Origin of the sequence: Funiculus sociatus GB2-C1, assembly GCF_039962115.1 — a bacterium.
In the GTDB taxonomy this organism is placed as follows: Bacteria; Cyanobacteriota; Cyanobacteriia; order Cyanobacteriales; family FACHB-T130; genus Funiculus; species Funiculus sociatus.
In genome coordinates, this window is sequence record NZ_JAMPKJ010000001.1 from 185,013 (window position 1) to 202,193 (window position 17,181).

Genomic DNA, 17,181 nt, shown 5'->3' on the forward strand with positions numbered 1-17,181 from the left:
TCTCCAGTCTCTAAAAGGTAGCAGTCTGTATAACTTAAAACAAGATTATTTAATATAAACTCGCCCAATACATGAGCCAGCTTTCCTTGGTAAGTAATCTGGGTATTAGCGATATCAAATCTGGTTGATTGCCCATAAATATAGAACCCCACCATAGCAAGCGGGGGAGGAGAGCCACCGCTTGCTCTCTATGGGTTGGGGTTCCTTTTAATTATGGGTAATTAACCAGACATGATATGAGACGAATTTACGGCTAGGTGTCAGAGGAGATTTTAAAGACAGACTCGACAGTTGATCTGATAGAATTCCCCGCATCCTTCAGAGTTTGGGTAAATGGCTGCTGCGTGTGCAGGAAAACACGAGCGCAGTTGCGTCCAGGCATCCCGGAAACGGAACCGCCTGGATGGGTTCCAGCACCGCTCAAGAATAGCCCTTCTATGGGAGTTTTGTAGTTAGCTAATTCCGGTAAGGGACGGAAGAAGATCATCTGGTCGAGGGTCATGTCGATGTGGTAGTAGTTCCCTTTATAAGCGCCCAGTCTCTCTCCCAGTTCTGCCGGACTTTCCACAGCACGGGCGATGATTGAGTGCTTGAGATTTGGGGAATACTCTGCCAGCTTGTCCAGCACCCGGTCGGCGACCTTGTTTTTCAGATCGTCAGTCCAGCCAGTGCCATTGTGACCTGTTCCCTCGGCACCAGCAATCTGATAGGGGGCGAAAAACTCAATCCATAAGGTATGCTTGCCTTCTGGTGCCATCGACGGATCGCGCACGGTTGGTACAACGACATACATTGAGGGGTCAGAATCGGGAATATTGCCGATAGATGCTTGGCTGTGGGCGATTTCCACTTGGCGCACTGAGTCAGCGATGAGAACAGAACCGATGAGGTATTCATCTTGGTGGTTGTGGTGTTCAAAGCGCAGAGGTTCAGATAAAGCGCAGTCAATTTTGAGAATAGTTTCGTTGTTGTTGACGATTTTACGCTCCAAGCGATCGCGCAAATTTGGGTCAGCATCATCAACATCTGCCTCGTCCATTAAGCGCAGGAACAAGCGTCTAGCGTCAATATTGGAGATTACCCCACGTTTTGCTCGGTATTCGGTGCCACCTGCCACCCTAACGCCCACCGCACGACCATCATCCACTAAAACGCGCTCAACGGTCTGGTCAGTCAGCACCACCCCGCCCTTACTATGCACTAACTTTAGCAAAGCATCCACAAGTGCGCCGCTACCACCTTTGGGCCGTGCCATACCAGGATCGTGGCGCATTGCCATCATAATCGCTCCCACAGAAATTGTTTTTTGGGAAGGCGGTGCGCCAAGTTCTGCGGCTAGTCTAGCAAGGGGGGCTTTGAGAAATTCCGAATCAAACCACTCATTGAGAATATCTTCTGGGCTAGTGATCATATTCCGAATTAGATCCAGGGTCTTATTCGGGCCACCTAGCACTGAGAATAAATCTTTAATTTTTTTTAGGTCGTAGTTGCCAGCGATGTCAATGATAGATTTTGGCGGTGCATTGAACATCGGAATCATTGCACCAATTAGCCGTTGCCAGTAATCCGTGTATTCGGCGTATTTTTTGGCATCGCGCTCATTATACCGGGCAATTTCCGCACAAGTTTTTTCTACTGACTTGTGGCCTAAAAAGTATTTGCCGTCCGGGTGGGGACAAAAAACTACTGGATCGCAATAAAGATATTCCAAGCCATATTTAGTAAGTTCTAACTCTTCAACTACTGGCCCCAAGTGAATGAACTCGTGGTCAATTGAGCAGAGATTGAACTTAAAACCTGGTGCCTCTTCAGGTAAAATTTCTTCAGTTGTCGCGCCGCCACCGGGAATTGAACGCTTCTCCAACAGCAGGACGCTGTACCCTGCTTTTAGAAGATATGCAGCACACACTAACCCATTGTGACCAGCACCAATAATAACGACATCGTACTCTTGCATGGACAATTCTCGCGAAACCCGTATATATATTCCCCGATTCTAAAAAAGTTAAGAAGTTTAAAGGGTCTATCACTCGAAAGAGATTGCTTCTCCTACAGACAACAAAGCTTGTAGAGGAGGGAGTTAGCAGGGCGTGGGGGAAGCTGTCCTATACAGGCAGAAATCTTTCACTTCCGTAGAAGCGGGGTAGCTGGAATTGGCGGTTTACTTGTCCTCAGACAGCAGCGATCGCAACTAAACCTAGCCTTGCTCCCTTAATTGGAGAGATTTTCTTAAATCTTACCCGCTAAAGCCTAGCTGAAATCTACCTTCACAGTTATACTGTCTAGGTCTAGCTCGTCGTTCAAAGGGTCCGCGCTACAGAATATGAGTCCTGTTGTTAAAATTGTTCAACCCTCTGGAATTTTAGACGGTATGAAAGCGGGTCAGTTTCGTCAAGAAATTAGCGATATTGTGGAAAATGGAGCCGATATTGTGCTAATTGATTTTAAGGATGTTACCTTTATGGATAGTTCTGGGTTAGGGGCGCTGGTTCTAGCTCTCAAAACTGTTCGAGCTTCTGGTGGAAAACTCTTTATTTGCTCTATCAATGAGCAAGTAAAAATGTTGTTTGAACTCACCAGTATGGATCGTGTGTTTGAAATCTTTGCTAATCGAGACGACTTTTCTAACCAAGTTACTTCATAGTGATTTGCTAATTGCTAATTGCTAATTGCTAATAATCAACGAGCCATTAGCGATTAGCCATTAGCCAACGACTAAGGACTAAGGAAAATTGATTTGCAACAAAGACAAATCATCATCAAAATAGTCTTTAGGGTTTACAACTTGAACGGAACGCAATACCCGGTCTAAATTACTCTCGCTCTTGTCGCGGCAGTTTGTAAGCAGTTGGACAAACGCATCAAGCCCCCAAATGTTGCCGTCTGGCTGGTTAATTTCATAAATTCCATCGCTAAAAATGTACAGGGTGCTGGATTTTTCCACTTCGCAGAAATCATCGGTAAATTCTACATCCGGAAACATCCCAACTGGTAAGCCTGGGGTTTTCAGACGTTTTACTTGGGTAAAGAATGGAGCTTTGGCGGAGATTAAAACTGCTGGTGGATGTCCAGCACTAGCGTAAACCAGGGTGCGCTTTATTCTGTTATAAACACCGTACCAAATGGTAAAGTATTTATCATTGCGCTGAGTCATCTGGAAAGTTTCATTTAACCCCTTGAGAACATCGCTGGGCTGATAGTAATTAATCTTAGCCATCACTTGGTTCTTCAGCAGATTCATCACCGAAAGAGAGGGTAAGGCAGCCCGCAATCCATGTCCAGCTACATCCAGCAAATAAATGACTAAATGATCCTTATCTAGCCAATAGTAATCAAATCCATCGCCTCCCAGCTGTCGCGAGGGAATAAACCGCGAGTCGATGGTTACAGGTGGATCACACAGGGGCGAGGGCAAAATGGAACACACATACTCGGCAGCTTCGGCTAATTCGTCTTCCAGCAACTGTTTTTGGTGCTTCAAATCCCGGCTGAGTTGGTGCAGCCTCAAGCCCGACCTCACTCGCGCCTTCAATTCATTCATTTCAATGGGTTTGCACAAGAAATCATCCGCGCCAGCATCCAACCCTTTAACGCGATCATCGACGGAACCCATCGATGTCAGCAAAATAAAGAAGGTGGTAGAAAGTTCTGGCGTTGCCTTGATTCGACGGCACACCTCCAGTCCGTTCATGCGCGGCATGATCCAGTCGCAAATTACCAAAGCGGGGCTTAACTCTTGGGCTTGAATTAACCCGGCTTCGCCATCGCTTGCTACCGTCAAATCGTACCCTTCGCTTTTGAGTGTTCTTTTCAGCAATAGCTGAATCGCAGGGTCATCATCAATAATCAAAACTTGAACCATGAGACAGAGAGACTAAAGGTCGATTAAGATGGACATCAGGCAGATTAAACTTCAAAGATGACACCTGAAACTCAGTTGAGTTTTAATAAACTTAACCAAAAACATGGACAATCATAAACAAGTATAGTCATTGGCTACCAAAGTCTTCCTTTGCTTTCCACAAGTGACTGACTCGCATTATGATAATTAACATCACTATTAGACTCAAAAATGTCCATGCAGGTAAGAAAGAGACACATCATCACTAAATCTAACAAGTTATACCAACAAAGCAATGCCTTCTGTTTCCAGTTTAATAACCTTGTGTAAGAACTAAGCACATACAGCATTATCTAAGTAAAGGTTTGTTTACAGAAAGGCTGTGCTGTACGCCGTTATAACCTATTTAGCTTGTCTGACGCAATGCGCGATCGCTTGCCGCACAACAACACTTACGCTCCCACCACCCTTTACATCAACTTGTCATGTATTCCTTAGTATAGAGAGAAAGGGAAATGCAGCCCACCAGCAATAAATTTTATGGCTACAGCAACTGTTATATCGAAATTTAACTTTATTAGAAAAAATGGTGTGTTGCTGCTTCTAAAACATTGCTTTAAAAGAAAAGATAAATTATGTATTTAATTATATTAGTGGTTGTATAATATCTAGCGATTAATCCAGTTTAAAAAAAATTTGAAAAGCCATTAGTTTGAAATAATCAGTTAAAATGTTGTTAATTTAAAGGACTTTGAACAGTTGAACGAAATCAAGAAAATCTGTTTACAAGTTACCACAGACCTCAAGGCTTTAGACAGTGTTTTGTCAGGGTTTGAGAGTATAAATCAACCATTTATTCCCAAAAAAGTTTGGTTGCAGTGCCAATTAGCACTAGCAGAAGGGTTTACTAACGCTGTTCGCCACGCCCACAAAGGTAAACCTTCAGACGTGCCTATTGATATCGAAGTTACTCTGTTTGCAGAACGTTTAGAGATCCGGATTTGGGATGAAGGGCCGCCATTTGATTTAGAAAAACGACTCAAGACTCTACCCGAAGTAGCGAATAAAGAATCTGGCGGTGGGCGGGGAATCGCAATTTTGCATAAAATAGCGGATTCTTTGAGTTACAGCCGCACTATAGATAATCGGAACTGTCTGTTTATTATTAAACATTTCTCCAGTTGTTTTGAGCCTAAGTGAAAATTAACCAATAAGTATAAGTTGTATTTCTAACAAGGGTTTAATATTTAAAATTAAAAGTTGCCGAGGATTTTATATGCCTATAAGGCTGTAGGATCAAAGGTTAAGTGACTAATGAAGCAGAGACTTCGTATAGCTTACGAAAGAAAGTTGTTTTTGGTTTAAGTTAAATCAAAACAAGCCCAGAGATTCGATGTGCGCGACGCGATCGCGTGTTGCGTAGTACATTGCGTTTAGAACTTCAAGCGCAGTTAATTTAGCAAAGGTATCTGTAATTATGACAGCAATTCAAGAGGCAATTGTTAATAAGCCTGCTTTTTGCGATGGAATTCAATATTTTGGTGAAGAAATGCCAGAATTTGAGAAATTTGGGAAATCCCCTGCAATAGAAGAGGGGAAAGATGCGATCGCATCCACCACAGATCCGGCTGCTGTCTTCCAAACTTTACTTTATGCCGACGCTTTGCGGTATCTTATCCTGCAAGTTACAGCCTCTAAAGCATCAGGACACCCTGGAGGTTTCGCTTCTCAAGCGGAAGCTTATGCCTCTTTGGTGATGCTGGGTCACAAGAATATCATCACCGAAGTTGGACATCACGCCCCTGGATTTTATAGTGCCATGTTTCTCGATCGGTCGCTAGAAGACATGGGGATAGAAACAGTACAACAATTGCGCGATCGCTTCCGAGAAAAACACGGACTCCTGGGACACCTTTCCGGCTACATTCCCGGCATTTTAGCCCCCGCAGGTCCCCTCGGACAAGGGCAACACTTTGCAATGGCAGCAGCTTTACTCCACCGCGACAAACTTTTCCCCTTTACTCTCGGTGACGGCGGTTTAGGTGAACCATACATTATGAGTGGGATGGGACACTTCCACACCGCTTATCCGGATGTCACCAACTTTTTACCCGTGTTGGTTTGGAACGGCTACAGCCAGGAACACCATAGCATGGTGTCCACCAAATCCAACGAACAGATGATTAACTACTGGCGCGGTAACGGGTTTGAAGAAGTTATCTTAGTCAACGCTAAAGACTACGACGATCAAAATCAACCGGGAGATTACGTCGATAGTACCGCCTTCTCCTTCGAGAAGCGCTTGGAATTTACCAAAGCTGTTCTCGTCGGCGTGGATAAAGCTGCAAAATCTGCCCTTGGCGGCAAACTTACAGTATTTATCATCAAACAGCTAAAAGGTGCAGGTGTCCACGCACTAGGGGCAAAATCTCACAACCTCTATCCCAAAGATACCCTGGATGCTCCCCATATTATCAGTGCCTTAAAAACGCGCGCTTTGTCACCTGCTGCATGGGAATTAGTAAGGACAAATTGCGTCAACGCCGGCGGTGGCCCGGCGGCGAAAACAGCCGTGACAGAATTTGAATTACCTTTACCAGACTTAGGCGAACTTCCCTTAGAAGAATATCCCGTGGGTGGAGATGCTAAAGTTTCCACAACCGCAATGGGACGTTTAGTGGGAAAAGTCGGAGAAATAGACAAAAACTATCTTGTCACCAACGCCGACGGTAACGAAGCTTCTGGTATCGCCAACATCAACCAAGCGCTGAAAATTATCCACCCCACAGTTGACGACTTGTATAACCAAGCACCAGGCGGACAAGTTTACGAACCCCTAAGTGAAGATGCTTGTGCAGGCTTAGCTGCTGGTATAGCTTTGATGGGAGGACGTACCCTGTGGTGTTCCTACGAATCCTTCGCCATCAACGGTGTACCGATTTGGCAAACCGTGACGCAAGCGATCGCAGAATTGCGCCGTCCGACTCCCTCTACTATTACCTTATACACCGCCGGAGCATTAGAGCAAGGGCGCAACGGATGGACGCACCAACGTCCAGAAATTGAAGCTTATTTCGCCGCCATGATGCGGAATGGCAACGTTTTCCCCCTGTTTCCCCCCGACGCTAACAGCATCCAAGTTTGCTATGACTGGGCGCTAACAACTAAGAATAAGGGAGTTGTCATTACTGCTAGTAAGTCGCCACTACCAATTCGCACCACCTTTGAACAAACCCGTCAAGCTTTGCGCGATGGTGCCATTGTGCTGCATGAAATCCCCGGTGACAAGATGGTAGTCTTTGCCGTAATTGGCGACATGACGCTAATGCCTGTTTTTGAAGCCGCCGCCTTCCTAGAAACCGAACAAATTGGCGTGCGAATTGTCTCCGTTATCAATCCTCGCCGTTTGTACCGTCCCTCTGATGTGTTATGGGATACCTGTTCTCAAGCTGATGACGGTTTCTTAGATGATGCTGCATTTGCCAAGCTATTTGATGGCGATGCACTGGTTGGTGTCACGGGGGGCGCTTCCGGGATGCTGGAACCGATCATGTTGCGGAGTAACTGCAAGCGCGACACTTTCGCCTGGAAGCGTGGAGAAACTACAGCCAGTGCTGGTGAATTGATGGCGTTTAATGGTTTAACCGCCCAAGCGTTGACAAAACGCGCTCAGGAGTTGCTGCATTAAACTCTGTAGCTGAATGTGACGTGATATCCCTGCCTAGTTTTCTATCAGCTAGGTAGGGGTCAACTTAAAACTAAAATATTTTGCAGCTATGCGGCCTGATTTAGAAGCTTTGGAAATTAGCCAAGGAGAACTCAAAAGGCTAACTGGCGTAGACTTCGATCTTGATGTATGTTGCTTACTTGGTAACTTACTTACAAGCGTTGCTGTATATATTCCTTTTGTTATTCTCGGCTACTTTATTGAGTTTCCCAAAATAATACCAGTTGTAAAAATTACAACTGCTATAGGTAGTATTACATGGGCAATTAAGTCTATTGAGAACGAAGATAGAAAAAAGCTGATAAATTTGCTCAACGAAGTTAATAAATATAATGCAGTTATTAAAGCTATAAATGTTAGTGATGAGCTAGAAGAAGCAGGAAATCTAGAAATAAAAATAGATAACCGAAGAAAACTAATAAATGCCTTGAAAATCACGAGAGCAGATGTAGTCCGAGCGCTGAAAACAGAAAAAATTTTGCGGCTAAATAAGGATTTTATTGCTAGTAATTAAGACCTGTTTACCAATAACCTCCTATCGCTGACAGAAATGAAAATTAGCGCCCAATCAAGTCAGGAAGGGCGGTTAATTGATGAAGAATTACAGATTGCAGTAAACGTACAAGAGGAAATGAGAAAGTTACAAAATAGTCGTTAAAGTCATTGGAGCGATCGCATCCCTTCTATACCCTCTTAAATGCGTAAAGAGAAGGGTTGGGGAGAATGCGATCGCATTCTATTACAATTAAATTTAGATTTGCTGGTGCGCTGTGTTTTAATCCCCTCAAGACTGGAAGCGAGAAAAGAGTTTCTGTAGGGGATTCGCCTTCCGCATTGATGGAACCCTTGCAGAGGGGTCAGGGAATTGCCAGCTTACCTGCCCTGGCGATCCCCAGCAACTACAGAACAGTGGTGGTAAAATCTTTGGATATCATTAAAGCATTCCATACACCAAAAGATAGCAAAATGGGATGAAACAGTGTCTTGGATTACTCTGAGAACCAACTGCGCCCGCTGGGAAGCCGAATTAATGCAGCAAATGCTGCTCGGTCATCAAATCCCTAGTCGGATTATCGACCTCGGTGTGGCACCTTATTTTGGTGCTGGGTGTCCTACTGCCTTACAAGTGCGATCGCAAGATCAGTGGGAAGCCCTGCTAATATTAAGTCCAGTTGAGGAACAGCCTTAAGGCGCAAGAGAATTAATTTTTTAATAAGGATTTAACGGTCTTCATGTCTTTATTTGATTGGTTTGCAAATCGACGAAAATCAGAGCCAATTAGTCAACAACCACAAGAGCGAGAAATTGCGGATGGGCTGTGGACGAAGTGCGAGGCTTGTGGTGTACTGGCTTATACCAAAGACTTGCGCGCTAACCAAATGGTTTGCCTAGAGTGCAACCATCACAGCCGTGTATTCAGCGATGAGCGCATCCGCCAGCTAATTGATGCTAATACCTGGATGGCAATTGACGATCATCTGTCTCCCAGCGATCCGCTGAAGTTCCGCGATCGCAAACAATATAGCGATCGCATCCGCGAAATGCAAGAAAAAATCGGTCTGCTGGATGCCGTGCAAACAGGGATGGGGCAACTAGAAGGCTTGCCCATCGCCCTTGGTGTCATGGACTTTCGCTTTATGGGCGGTAGCATGGGTTCTGTAGTAGGGGAAAAACTCACCCGCCTAATTGAACGAGCGACTTGGGAAAGTAAGCCAGTAGTGATAGTCTGTGCTTCCGGCGGTGCCAGGATGCAAGAAGGAATGTTAAGTCTGATGCAGATGGCGAAAATCTCTGGCGCACTGGAGCGTCATCGAGAAGCCAGACTGCTCTATATCCCCGTTCTCACCCACCCCACCACAGGCGGCGTTACAGCTTCTTTTGCGATGTTGGGAGACATCATACTGGCAGAGCCAAAAGCAACCATCGGCTTTGCAGGGCGGCGAGTGATTGAGCAAACCCTGCGCGAAAAGCTACCAGATGATTTTCAGACATCGGAATATTTACTACAGCACGGCTTTGTAGACGCAATTGTGCCTCGCACCGGGTTAAAGAAAACTCTGGCGCAGCTAATTAGCCTGCACCAACCCATCTCCCCTGTACCGTCGATGATGCCAGTACCAGAAGCACTCAGAGTGGGTTTCTAGGTAAGCGAAGCGATTCTCAACAGAACCAGTTTTTCCTTTTGAGAGGAAAGCGATCGCGCCAGATGGGATGATATTGATATTAGATCGGCTCATCTAAGCACCATCATGGGGTTTGCAGACCTGTCAATTGCAGAAATCGCCGCAGACTACAGCTTCCCAGTAGAGGAGGTCTGTAATCTGTGCCAACAGTTGGGAATCGCCTATAAAACCCCCCAGACTCGTCTAGCTCTGGAGGATGCCAAGGCTATTATTTCTAAGATTCTGTCTCAAAAACGGGGATCGGGTGCTGACGAAGGGTAAAATTAATCCCGACCAACCACCCTAAGCCTCTACTGTCGATTTTCTTTTTGACAACGGACAAAGCTTCTAATCGCCCTTTTTGATGGGTCAGCACTTATGCACCCTTCTTAAGAGCGGTTTATAAGGTTGAGTCCTTAGCTTGTGTTGTGGAACAAAAACTCGCGCAAAACTTTTTAAGGAGAACCATGCTTAAGCGATACATAAGTCTGGCTATAACCACTGTATTTTGCACTTTTGTGCTACTTGTCGGTCGAGCGATGGCAGTAGAACTGAACCCAGACGTTCGCACCATACCCTTGAATGGTCAAGGGGAACAGGTGACATTGAGCCTGAAACAAGTTGCAGAAGGCAAACGTTTATTTAACTATGCCTGCGCTCAGTGCCATGCTGGAGGTGTCACGAAGACCGATTTTAACATCGGTCTGTCACCAGACGACCTAGCTGGTGCAACCCCACCACGTGACAATATTGCCGCTCTGGTGGATTATATGCACCATCCCACGACCTACGACGGAGAAACACCGATCTCTGAGCTGCACCCCAGCACAGAAAGCTCCGATATTTACACAGTGATGAGAAATCTCACGGAAGATGACCTGTATGCGATCGCTGGTCACATCCTCCTCCAGCCGAAAATTTTAGGCGAACAGTGGGGCGGCGGTAAAGCCGTGCGCTAAGAGAAAATTTGTTCAAGACACGATTTATCGCGTCTTGAGTTAAGAGTTAGGAGTTATGAGTTATAAATTTTAAATTAACTCTCAACTCCCAACTCTTCTCAACTCAAAAGCCTCTCAACTCCACGCTCCTATCATGCTGCGTCAATTACTCTCACTTCGCCGTCTATTTTTGATTTTGGGTATCTGCCTTTTGGTCTTCACGGTCAGCTTACCAGCGTTTGCCGCAGACACCTACATTCGGCAGTATCTGCGCGTTACTGAGTCAATCTCGTTAGACTTAGATGAGCAAGGTCAGACTCGCCAATTCTCCCCTGAAGATTTATCCGCAGGTAAGCGACTGTTTGAGCAGCACTGTCTAAATTGTCACGTCGGCGGCGCTACCTTACCAGATCCCACAGTGTCTCTGTCCCTAGCAGACTTGCATGGTGCCACTCCACCCCGCGACAATATCAACAGTTTAGTTGCCTTTCTGCGGGAACCAATGACCTATGACGGCAGCGAAGAAACCTTTTGGTGTCGTCAAGTGCCGGAAAGCTGGATGCCGCGTCAGGATGTGGAAAATATAGCCGGATTTATACTCAGGGCAGCGCAGAAGGCACCGGGATGGGGTACAAATAATTTTTGACCCCCGCTTCCTTTAAGGATGCAGCCATCTATTGCACAATTATGAAAAAAAAATAGTATGACAGCTTGTCAAAGATAAAGGTAAAATATTGATAAAGAAATTAAATTGTTAATTTTGGGAGGAAACGATGAAATTGAAAATGACATTTTCACGAAGCATAGGTTTACTAATTTGCACAGTTATGCTAGTAATCTCTAGCTTTGTGATGTCAGTTTCTCCTGCATCAGCAGACAGCTACACCGTGAAAATGGGTACTGACCAAGGGCTGCTGAAGTTTGATCCGGCTAATATTACGATTAAGCCCGGTGACACAGTTAAGTTTGTTAATAATAAACTTGCTCCCCACAATGCTGTTTTTGATGACAAGGGAGTGCCAACTGGAGATAAGGCACTAGCAACTAAACTGACTCACACCAAGTTACTCTACTCTCCTGGTGAGTCCTACGAGGCAACTTTCCCAGCAGATACACCACCAGGTACTTATACGTACTATTGCCAACCTCACCGTGGCGCTGGAATGGTTGGTAAAATCACAGTTGCTGGGTAAGATAGCCTTACCATCCACGTGATGCTCGTTATTCAGAATTGCCGCTGAGGTTTAAGTTTTCTTCTCCTCCTTGGTAACAAAAAAGCCTTGCAGAATCTTAGAATAGTTTTGCAAGGCTTTTTTGTATTGACTTGCTCCATTAAAAATAGGAGAACCAAGTTGAGGAAACTGTTATCGGTTGTACTGATGGTTACGCTTGTGTTGATTGCCTTGACTCGTCCAGTAGCAGCTGATACAGTAGATGGTGCAAAAATCTTCAGCGCCAACTGTTCTGCTTGTCACATGGGCGGCGGCAACGTTATTATGGCTAATAAAACTTTGAAAAAAGATGCCCTAGATAAGTACAGTATGAACTCAATGGAGGCGATTGTAACCCAAGTAACGAATGGCAAAAATGCTATGCCAGCCTTCAAGGGGCGTCTAAACAAAAAACAAATTGAGGACGTTGCCAGCTATGTTATGGAAAAGGCAGAAAAAGGCTGGTAATCTTCCCAGGCTTTCATCGTAACCCCATAACTAGACCCCTTTAGAAAGTGCGAGGGGTCTTTTGTTTTCAGGAGTTCATCAGCGATCCATATCCCTAGAGATGGAGTTTAATCCTAGATATCTATCCAGAGGTCAAAAGACAGCAACAAAGAAATTAAGTTATGTTATTTCCAGTCTTTGGATAGTTAGGAAAAACGCTTGTGGTTCCTTTACGCGATGATAATCCCACACGCATCACTCCATATGTTACTTATGGACTGATTGCTGCGAATATTTTGGTTTTTTTATATGAGCTGACTTTAGAACCGCAACAGTTGGAGGGATTTTTCCGCGTCGCCGCTGTCGTTCCCTGCCAACTCTCAAGCACCTGTCCCAATACAGTAGGGTATCAGCAAATACCAGAGTGGCTGACGCTTGTAACGTCCCAGTTCCTGCACGGTGGTTTTTTACACTTGGCGGGAAATATGTTGTTTTTGTGGATTTTTGGTAACAACGTTGAAGACAAACTCGGTCACGTTAAATACTTAATTTTTTACATTACTTGCGGCGTTTTGGCATCTTTAAGTCAGTGGTTTTTTTCCGCTAACTCTGCTATTCCTTCCTTGGGGGCGAGTGGCGCGATCGCAGGCGTTCTAGGAGCCTACGTTCTCAGATTTCCTCAAGCAAAAGTTCTGACCTTAGTTCCCCTCGGCATTTTCATAACCACTTTTCGCATCCCCGCTCTTTTCTTCCTGGGTTTTTGGTTTTTGCAGCAAGCTTTATATGGCGTTGCCAGCTTAAATGCACCAACTAACATCGGCATGGAAAGTGGTGGAATTGCTTACTGGGCGCACGCTGGGGGTTTTGTTTTTGGGGCAATCTTAGGGCCACTGCTGGGATTGTTTTCCTCAGATCCAGAAACAAATTCTTACTAACGACGCTTACATTAGGCAAAAGGCAACAAGAGTCTTTCTTATTGCCTTTTAGCTTTTATGTAGTTAACGCTTTATAACCTGGGGTGGTACTTTTTCTCGCGCAGGGGTAGGAGACTCTAATTCTTCTTCTTGTTCGATCTCGCTTTCATCCTCCTCCGGCGTCACATCTGCAACCTCAATTGGCTTATCTACACCATTGATAATCGCTCCCAACAGCGGCAGTTCGTCTTCGCTCAACTGATCGATTGCCTCTGCTAGGATACTTTCCTGAGTAAATCCTGGTCTAGTCACCAGAACCATGCCATCTACATAAGGTTCTAGTATTAGGGCATCATTACACTGGGTAAGAGGAGGAGAGTCGAGAATCACCATGTCAAAACGACCCCGCGCATCTTCGATCAGCCGTCTAAGTTCGCTAGATTCAAGAATAGCCGCAGGGTTACGCACGGGGCCGGGAGTAGGTACGATGTACAGATTCTCAATGTCTGGAACCAAACGGATGCACTCGCTTAGTTGGGCATAGTAGCGGAGAGGTTCGGCGCTGGCGGCGGGATCGGGCGAGACCTTAAGAAACTTGGAGCTAGAAGGCGATCGCAAATCCGTTTCTATAATCAAGGTACGCTTGCCAGCACAAGCTGACGCGATTCCCAAATTATAAGCACTCACCGTTTTACCTTCAACAGCGATCGTGCTGGTCAACAACACCACTTTGGCTGGTTTTTCACTCGCCCGCCGCAGATTACTGCGGAACCGCTCGTAATACTCGTGATAAACAGAATCTTGCTTGAGCAAAATTGGGGTTTCGCCCAGCTGCGGATCGAGGATAGCCACAAAAGGCAATTCGCCCAGCAGCGGCACATCCCGGTTTTTCAAGGCTGCGCGCACTTCCTCGACCGTGTAGAATGTACCATCTAGCATAGCCAGCAGGAAAATCAAGCCACCGCTGACCAACACGCCCACCAAAGCTCCTATTAACATCGTTATCGGTAAGCCTTGGCTTCCCCCTTCGCCAGCAAGGACTTTTGGCGATCCGGCAATGCTGAGACTGGGTACAGTCTCAGCTTCTGCTGCCCTAGCATCTACTAAAGCCGCCTGCATCTTATCAAATAGACCTTGTTTCAGCGCCACCTGCTGTTGTAGCCGCGCTTGCTCCAGCTGCTTATTGGGAATTTTCACATACTCAGCACGCAGTTGCTGCTCTGTTTTGCGGCTAGCCAAGAGTTGCTGTGTGAGGGTTTCGCGCTGAGTTTGTAAATTTACCAAAGTGTTGGCCAGCTGTTGCCGTGCTGGGTCGAGGCTGCTGTCTTGGCGAATTCTGGCACTAGGTAGAGGTGCTACCACACCGTTTCCACCCATTACTTCAGCTGCTCTTGACGATAGCAGTTGCTCGTAGGCTTGTAGCTGTTGTCTGAGCTGAATTATTTGTGGGTGTTCTGCTCGCAAATCCCCCTGGAGAATTTTTAGCTGCGTCTCAGTTTGATAAATTTGCGATCGCAAGTTGCCAATAATCGGATCGGCGCTCAGGGCAGAAGACGTGTAAGCTTGCTCTGGCGTTAACCCCAACTTGTTTTGGATGCTACGAATTTGGGTGTCCACCCCCTCCAACGTCATCTGAATCTGACGTTGCTGCCCTTCAGATCCAGTAATCCCCCCTAATGTAGTGCCATCCTGAGCCGCCAAGATCGCTGGACCTTCAACTCGGACATACCGCTCTAGTTCCTGTTCAGCTTCCCGGAGTTCCTGCTTAACCTTCGGCAACCGCGCCTCTATAGATTTAATAATTTCTAGTAACCGTGCGCTATTAATCGCACGGCTCTGCTCCACCATTTTCTGCCTCAGCGCTTCTACCGTTTCCCCTGCTCGCTTCTCGTCATTATCGACATAAACAACTTGAATTACGTTTGGCCCATCTTCCTTGGGTAGTTTGACCTCTACATTTTTAGCAATTTGGTTCGGATCGACCTTCACTCGCGCTGCTGCCCCTTTGACAACATTCTCAGCTAGCAGCATCTCCGCAGTCAGTTCCTTCCCCTGCTGCTGAATCGTTTGCGTGGTCGTCGAAAACGGTGCAATCGGCCCGTTATATGCTAGAACCCCTGTAGCCCTGTAAAGGGTAGGTGGTGGTGGCTGCATACCCACTACAGCCGAGGCAGCTACAATGATCGAAAAGCTAGTTAATCCAATCAATTTATGTTGATCGAGAGCAATCAAATAACGTTTGACAATGGGAGGAGTCATAATCGTTTTAGAAGAAGCTATTTAGGAAATAGGGATTAAGAAATAGAATCTATGAAGTAGAAATTAAGAATCAACCTCAATAATTTTTAGTACCTTTACCTTTATTAGTTAAGCATTTTCCCTTCTCCTTTCTTAATAAAGTTGCAATTTTTCACCTAATTTCCTGAGTCCGAATTGTTCCCACCCGGACCAAATAGGATAGTGGTTTCTTCTCCAAATTGCCTTAGAAACAAGAAAAATTGCAATATATCTCGGAAGGGTGCAGTATAGGTAGTTAAAGCATAGGAAATTTTACCTAAAAGGCTGCGACCTACGACGATAACATCGTTATTCTGGAGGGGGACATTTTGAGAAACATCTCCCATTAAAGCTGCTTTCCCGTCTATTTTCTGGGTGACAGCTTTGCCGCGTTCCTGATCGAAGCGAATCAAGGCGATTTCTCGCAAATTCGCATTGTCTGGATTTGGGACGAGTGCGCTTAAAGCATCAACAAAGTTACTACCATTAGCCAAGGTAATATTCCCAATTCCCCTACCAGCGTAGCTCAAAACTCGGATGTTGATCTGCTGCTGGGATATTGTGGAGCGAGAAACCAGCGTGCGGTCATAGGTTTGCTCGGTGCCGACTTCTATTCTCGGTACAATTACAGCATCGCCATCCTGTAGGCGCAAATTCGGTAAAGCCTGTCCATTAGCCAGTGGTGTAAACAAATCAACCCTTTGCTCAATAATCGAGCCATCAAAGAGCGATCGCCGCACCAAAACCGAACGCAAATCTGCTTGATTAGTGCTTCCCCCGGCAGTCAGCAACGCTGCCGTCAGTACAGAACCTGGGCCTAGTGTGTAGTAACCAGGTTTCACTACCTCGCCGCTAATTGTGACTTGGGTTGGACGTGCAGAAGCTAAAGTTAAAGTTACATCAGGATCAATATAAAAACGGTTGAAGCCCAAGCGAATTTTTTCTTGTGCTTCTTCCAAGGTAAGACCTTGTACTGACACCCTTCCCACTTGCGGCACTACAATATCGCCTTGTTGATTAACTTGGGCTTGAAAATTCAATTCCGGACGAGGCGTAGAGAGTGAGAGGGTCACAGCCGGATCTACCACAAAGCGGTTTAAGCCCAAGCGAATTTTTTCTTGTGCTTGTTGCACAGTTAAACCTTTGAGCGATACTCTTCCCAGTAGCGGCACTATTATGTTGCCGTCTAGATCAATAGCGGTTTGAACATTCAAATCTGGAAAACGCTGAACTAAAAGGCTAACTACATCTCCTGTTCCCAAGCGGTAGGCACCTGGAGGGCGCTGAACTACAACGTTAATTACATCTCCAATCCCTAACTGGTAGCGGCTAAACTGCGGCGACGGAGTTCCCTCTAAGAGGGGTTGCTGGGTAGGATAGCCTACAGGGGGTGGCGGACTCGTGGGATCAACGGGAGCAGGAGGCACTACCACAGGAACCTGCGGCAGCTGCGGACTCGTGGGATCAACGGGAGCAGGAGGCACTACCACAGGAACCTGCGGCAGCTGCGCCTGAGCGTTAGGGTGTGCAGTCACAGGTGTTGCCGATGCCTGTCGAGTCCATAGGAAGACACCACCCAACAGCGTGTAAGCACTCGTTTGGAGACTGAGTAGGGAGAGGGCTGTAAAGCGGCGCAACGGAATTTTAGTCATTAATCAGTAGCC

At 46.0% G+C, this 17,181-nt stretch carries 17 protein-coding genes; 13 read left to right on the forward strand and 4 right to left on the reverse strand.

Annotation, left to right across the window (positions count from 1 at the left end):
* Positions 1 to 253: 253 nt before the first annotated feature.
* On the reverse strand, positions 254 to 1,957 hold the full coding sequence (crtO, locus tag NDI42_RS00905; protein ID WP_190454191.1) for a beta-carotene ketolase CrtO: 1,704 nt from the start codon (positions 1,955 to 1,957) through the stop codon (positions 254 to 256).
* A gap of 366 nt (positions 1,958 to 2,323) precedes the next feature.
* Between crtO and NDI42_RS00910 the strand changes: the two genes are divergently transcribed.
* A complete protein-coding gene (locus NDI42_RS00910; protein WP_190454194.1) occupies positions 2,324 to 2,644 on the forward strand; it encodes an STAS domain-containing protein in 321 nt (106 codons plus the stop codon).
* Between the two features lie 78 nt (positions 2,645 to 2,722).
* On the opposite strand, the gene NDI42_RS00915 is transcribed toward NDI42_RS00910, so the two are convergent.
* Positions 2,723 to 3,862 (reverse strand): PP2C family protein-serine/threonine phosphatase, encoded by a 1,140-nt coding sequence (locus NDI42_RS00915; RefSeq protein ID WP_190454197.1) that lies wholly within the window; start codon positions 3,860 to 3,862, stop codon positions 2,723 to 2,725.
* 738 nt (positions 3,863 to 4,600) lie between these two features.
* Between NDI42_RS00915 and NDI42_RS00920 the strand changes: the two genes are divergently transcribed.
* The 12 genes from NDI42_RS00920 to NDI42_RS00975 all read left to right on the forward strand — a co-directional run bounded on the left by NDI42_RS00920 (position 4,601) and on the right by NDI42_RS00975 (position 13,261).
* Entirely contained in the window at positions 4,601 to 5,041 is a 441-nt protein-coding gene (locus NDI42_RS00920; protein WP_190454200.1) for an ATP-binding protein, read from the forward strand.
* Positions 5,042 to 5,318: 277 nt separating this feature from the next.
* On the forward strand, positions 5,319 to 7,529 hold the full coding sequence (locus NDI42_RS00925; RefSeq protein WP_190454204.1) for a phosphoketolase family protein: 2,211 nt from the start codon (positions 5,319 to 5,321) through the stop codon (positions 7,527 to 7,529).
* An 88-nt stretch (positions 7,530 to 7,617) separates the two neighbouring features.
* Positions 7,618 to 8,082, forward strand: a complete 465-nt coding sequence (locus NDI42_RS00930; protein WP_190454206.1) for a hypothetical protein — start codon at positions 7,618 to 7,620, stop codon at positions 8,080 to 8,082.
* Between the two features lie 209 nt (positions 8,083 to 8,291).
* Positions 8,292 to 8,543, forward strand: a complete 252-nt coding sequence (locus tag NDI42_RS00935; protein ID WP_190454209.1) for a hypothetical protein — start codon at positions 8,292 to 8,294, stop codon at positions 8,541 to 8,543.
* A gap of 4 nt (positions 8,544 to 8,547) precedes the next feature.
* A complete protein-coding gene (locus NDI42_RS00940) occupies positions 8,548 to 8,757 on the forward strand; it encodes a hypothetical protein (RefSeq protein ID WP_190427963.1) in 210 nt (69 codons plus the stop codon).
* Positions 8,758 to 8,800: 43 nt separating this feature from the next.
* The gene (gene accD, locus NDI42_RS00945; RefSeq protein WP_190427966.1) at positions 8,801 to 9,712 is read left to right on the forward strand and encodes an acetyl-CoA carboxylase, carboxyltransferase subunit beta; all 912 of its coding nucleotides are present in this window, start codon (positions 8,801 to 8,803) and stop codon (positions 9,710 to 9,712) included.
* A gap of 105 nt (positions 9,713 to 9,817) precedes the next feature.
* A complete protein-coding gene (locus tag NDI42_RS00950) occupies positions 9,818 to 10,012 on the forward strand; it encodes a translation initiation factor IF-2 (protein ID WP_190427969.1) in 195 nt (64 codons plus the stop codon).
* 185 nt (positions 10,013 to 10,197) lie between these two features.
* Positions 10,198 to 10,689: a photosystem II cytochrome c-550 gene (psbV, locus tag NDI42_RS00955; protein ID WP_190427971.1), complete on the forward strand. Its 492-nt coding sequence runs from the start codon at positions 10,198 to 10,200 to the stop codon at positions 10,687 to 10,689.
* A gap of 133 nt (positions 10,690 to 10,822) precedes the next feature.
* Positions 10,823 to 11,314 (forward strand): photosystem II cytochrome PsbV2, encoded by a 492-nt coding sequence (gene psbV2 / locus NDI42_RS00960; protein WP_190454212.1) that lies wholly within the window; start codon positions 10,823 to 10,825, stop codon positions 11,312 to 11,314.
* A 127-nt stretch (positions 11,315 to 11,441) separates the two neighbouring features.
* Positions 11,442 to 11,861 carry a plastocyanin gene (gene petE, locus NDI42_RS00965; protein ID WP_190454215.1) on the forward strand — a complete coding sequence of 140 codons (420 nt, stop codon included), beginning with the start codon at positions 11,442 to 11,444 and terminating at the stop codon, positions 11,859 to 11,861.
* A 159-nt stretch (positions 11,862 to 12,020) separates the two neighbouring features.
* The gene (gene petJ, locus NDI42_RS00970; RefSeq protein ID WP_190437235.1) at positions 12,021 to 12,347 is read left to right on the forward strand and encodes a cytochrome c6 PetJ; all 327 of its coding nucleotides are present in this window, start codon (positions 12,021 to 12,023) and stop codon (positions 12,345 to 12,347) included.
* Between the two features lie 200 nt (positions 12,348 to 12,547).
* Positions 12,548 to 13,261: a rhomboid family intramembrane serine protease gene (locus NDI42_RS00975; protein ID WP_190454218.1), complete on the forward strand. Its 714-nt coding sequence runs from the start codon at positions 12,548 to 12,550 to the stop codon at positions 13,259 to 13,261.
* 63 nt (positions 13,262 to 13,324) lie between these two features.
* Here NDI42_RS00975 and NDI42_RS00980 read toward each other — a convergent pair whose 3' ends face one another.
* Together NDI42_RS00980 and NDI42_RS00985 are read right to left on the reverse strand one after the other, a co-directional pair.
* Complete coding sequence (locus NDI42_RS00980; protein ID WP_190454220.1) at positions 13,325 to 15,499, reverse strand: GumC family protein; 2,175 nt, start codon at positions 15,497 to 15,499, stop codon at positions 13,325 to 13,327.
* A 155-nt stretch (positions 15,500 to 15,654) separates the two neighbouring features.
* Complete coding sequence (locus tag NDI42_RS00985; RefSeq protein ID WP_199311107.1) at positions 15,655 to 17,169, reverse strand: polysaccharide biosynthesis/export family protein; 1,515 nt, start codon at positions 17,167 to 17,169, stop codon at positions 15,655 to 15,657.
* Positions 17,170 to 17,181 lie beyond the last annotated feature (12 nt).

Excerpts from the sequence above, each read along its gene's own strand:
- crtO (WP_190454191.1), bottom strand. The coding sequence starts at position 1,957 with ATGCAAGAGTACGATGTCGTTATTATTGGTGCTGGTCACAATGGGTTA.
- NDI42_RS00910 (WP_190454194.1), top strand. The coding sequence starts at position 2,324 with ATGAGTCCTGTTGTTAAAATTGTTCAACCCTCTGGAATTTTAGACGGT.
- NDI42_RS00915 (WP_190454197.1), bottom strand. The coding sequence starts at position 3,862 with ATGGTTCAAGTTTTGATTATTGATGATGACCCTGCGATTCAGCTATTG.
- NDI42_RS00925 (WP_190454204.1), top strand. The coding sequence starts at position 5,319 with ATGACAGCAATTCAAGAGGCAATTGTTAATAAGCCTGCTTTTTGCGAT.
- NDI42_RS00930 (WP_190454206.1), top strand. The coding sequence starts at position 7,618 with ATGCGGCCTGATTTAGAAGCTTTGGAAATTAGCCAAGGAGAACTCAAA.
- NDI42_RS00935 (WP_190454209.1), top strand. The coding sequence starts at position 8,292 with ATGCGATCGCATTCTATTACAATTAAATTTAGATTTGCTGGTGCGCTG.
- accD (WP_190427966.1), top strand. The coding sequence starts at position 8,801 with ATGTCTTTATTTGATTGGTTTGCAAATCGACGAAAATCAGAGCCAATT.
- NDI42_RS00950 (WP_190427969.1), top strand. The coding sequence starts at position 9,818 with ATGGGGTTTGCAGACCTGTCAATTGCAGAAATCGCCGCAGACTACAGC.
- psbV (WP_190427971.1), top strand. The coding sequence starts at position 10,198 with ATGCTTAAGCGATACATAAGTCTGGCTATAACCACTGTATTTTGCACT.
- psbV2 (WP_190454212.1), top strand. The coding sequence starts at position 10,823 with ATGCTGCGTCAATTACTCTCACTTCGCCGTCTATTTTTGATTTTGGGT.
- petE (WP_190454215.1), top strand. The coding sequence starts at position 11,442 with ATGAAATTGAAAATGACATTTTCACGAAGCATAGGTTTACTAATTTGC.
- NDI42_RS00980 (WP_190454220.1), bottom strand. The coding sequence starts at position 15,499 with ATGACTCCTCCCATTGTCAAACGTTATTTGATTGCTCTCGATCAACAT.
- NDI42_RS00985 (WP_199311107.1), bottom strand. The coding sequence starts at position 17,169 with ATGACTAAAATTCCGTTGCGCCGCTTTACAGCCCTCTCCCTACTCAGT.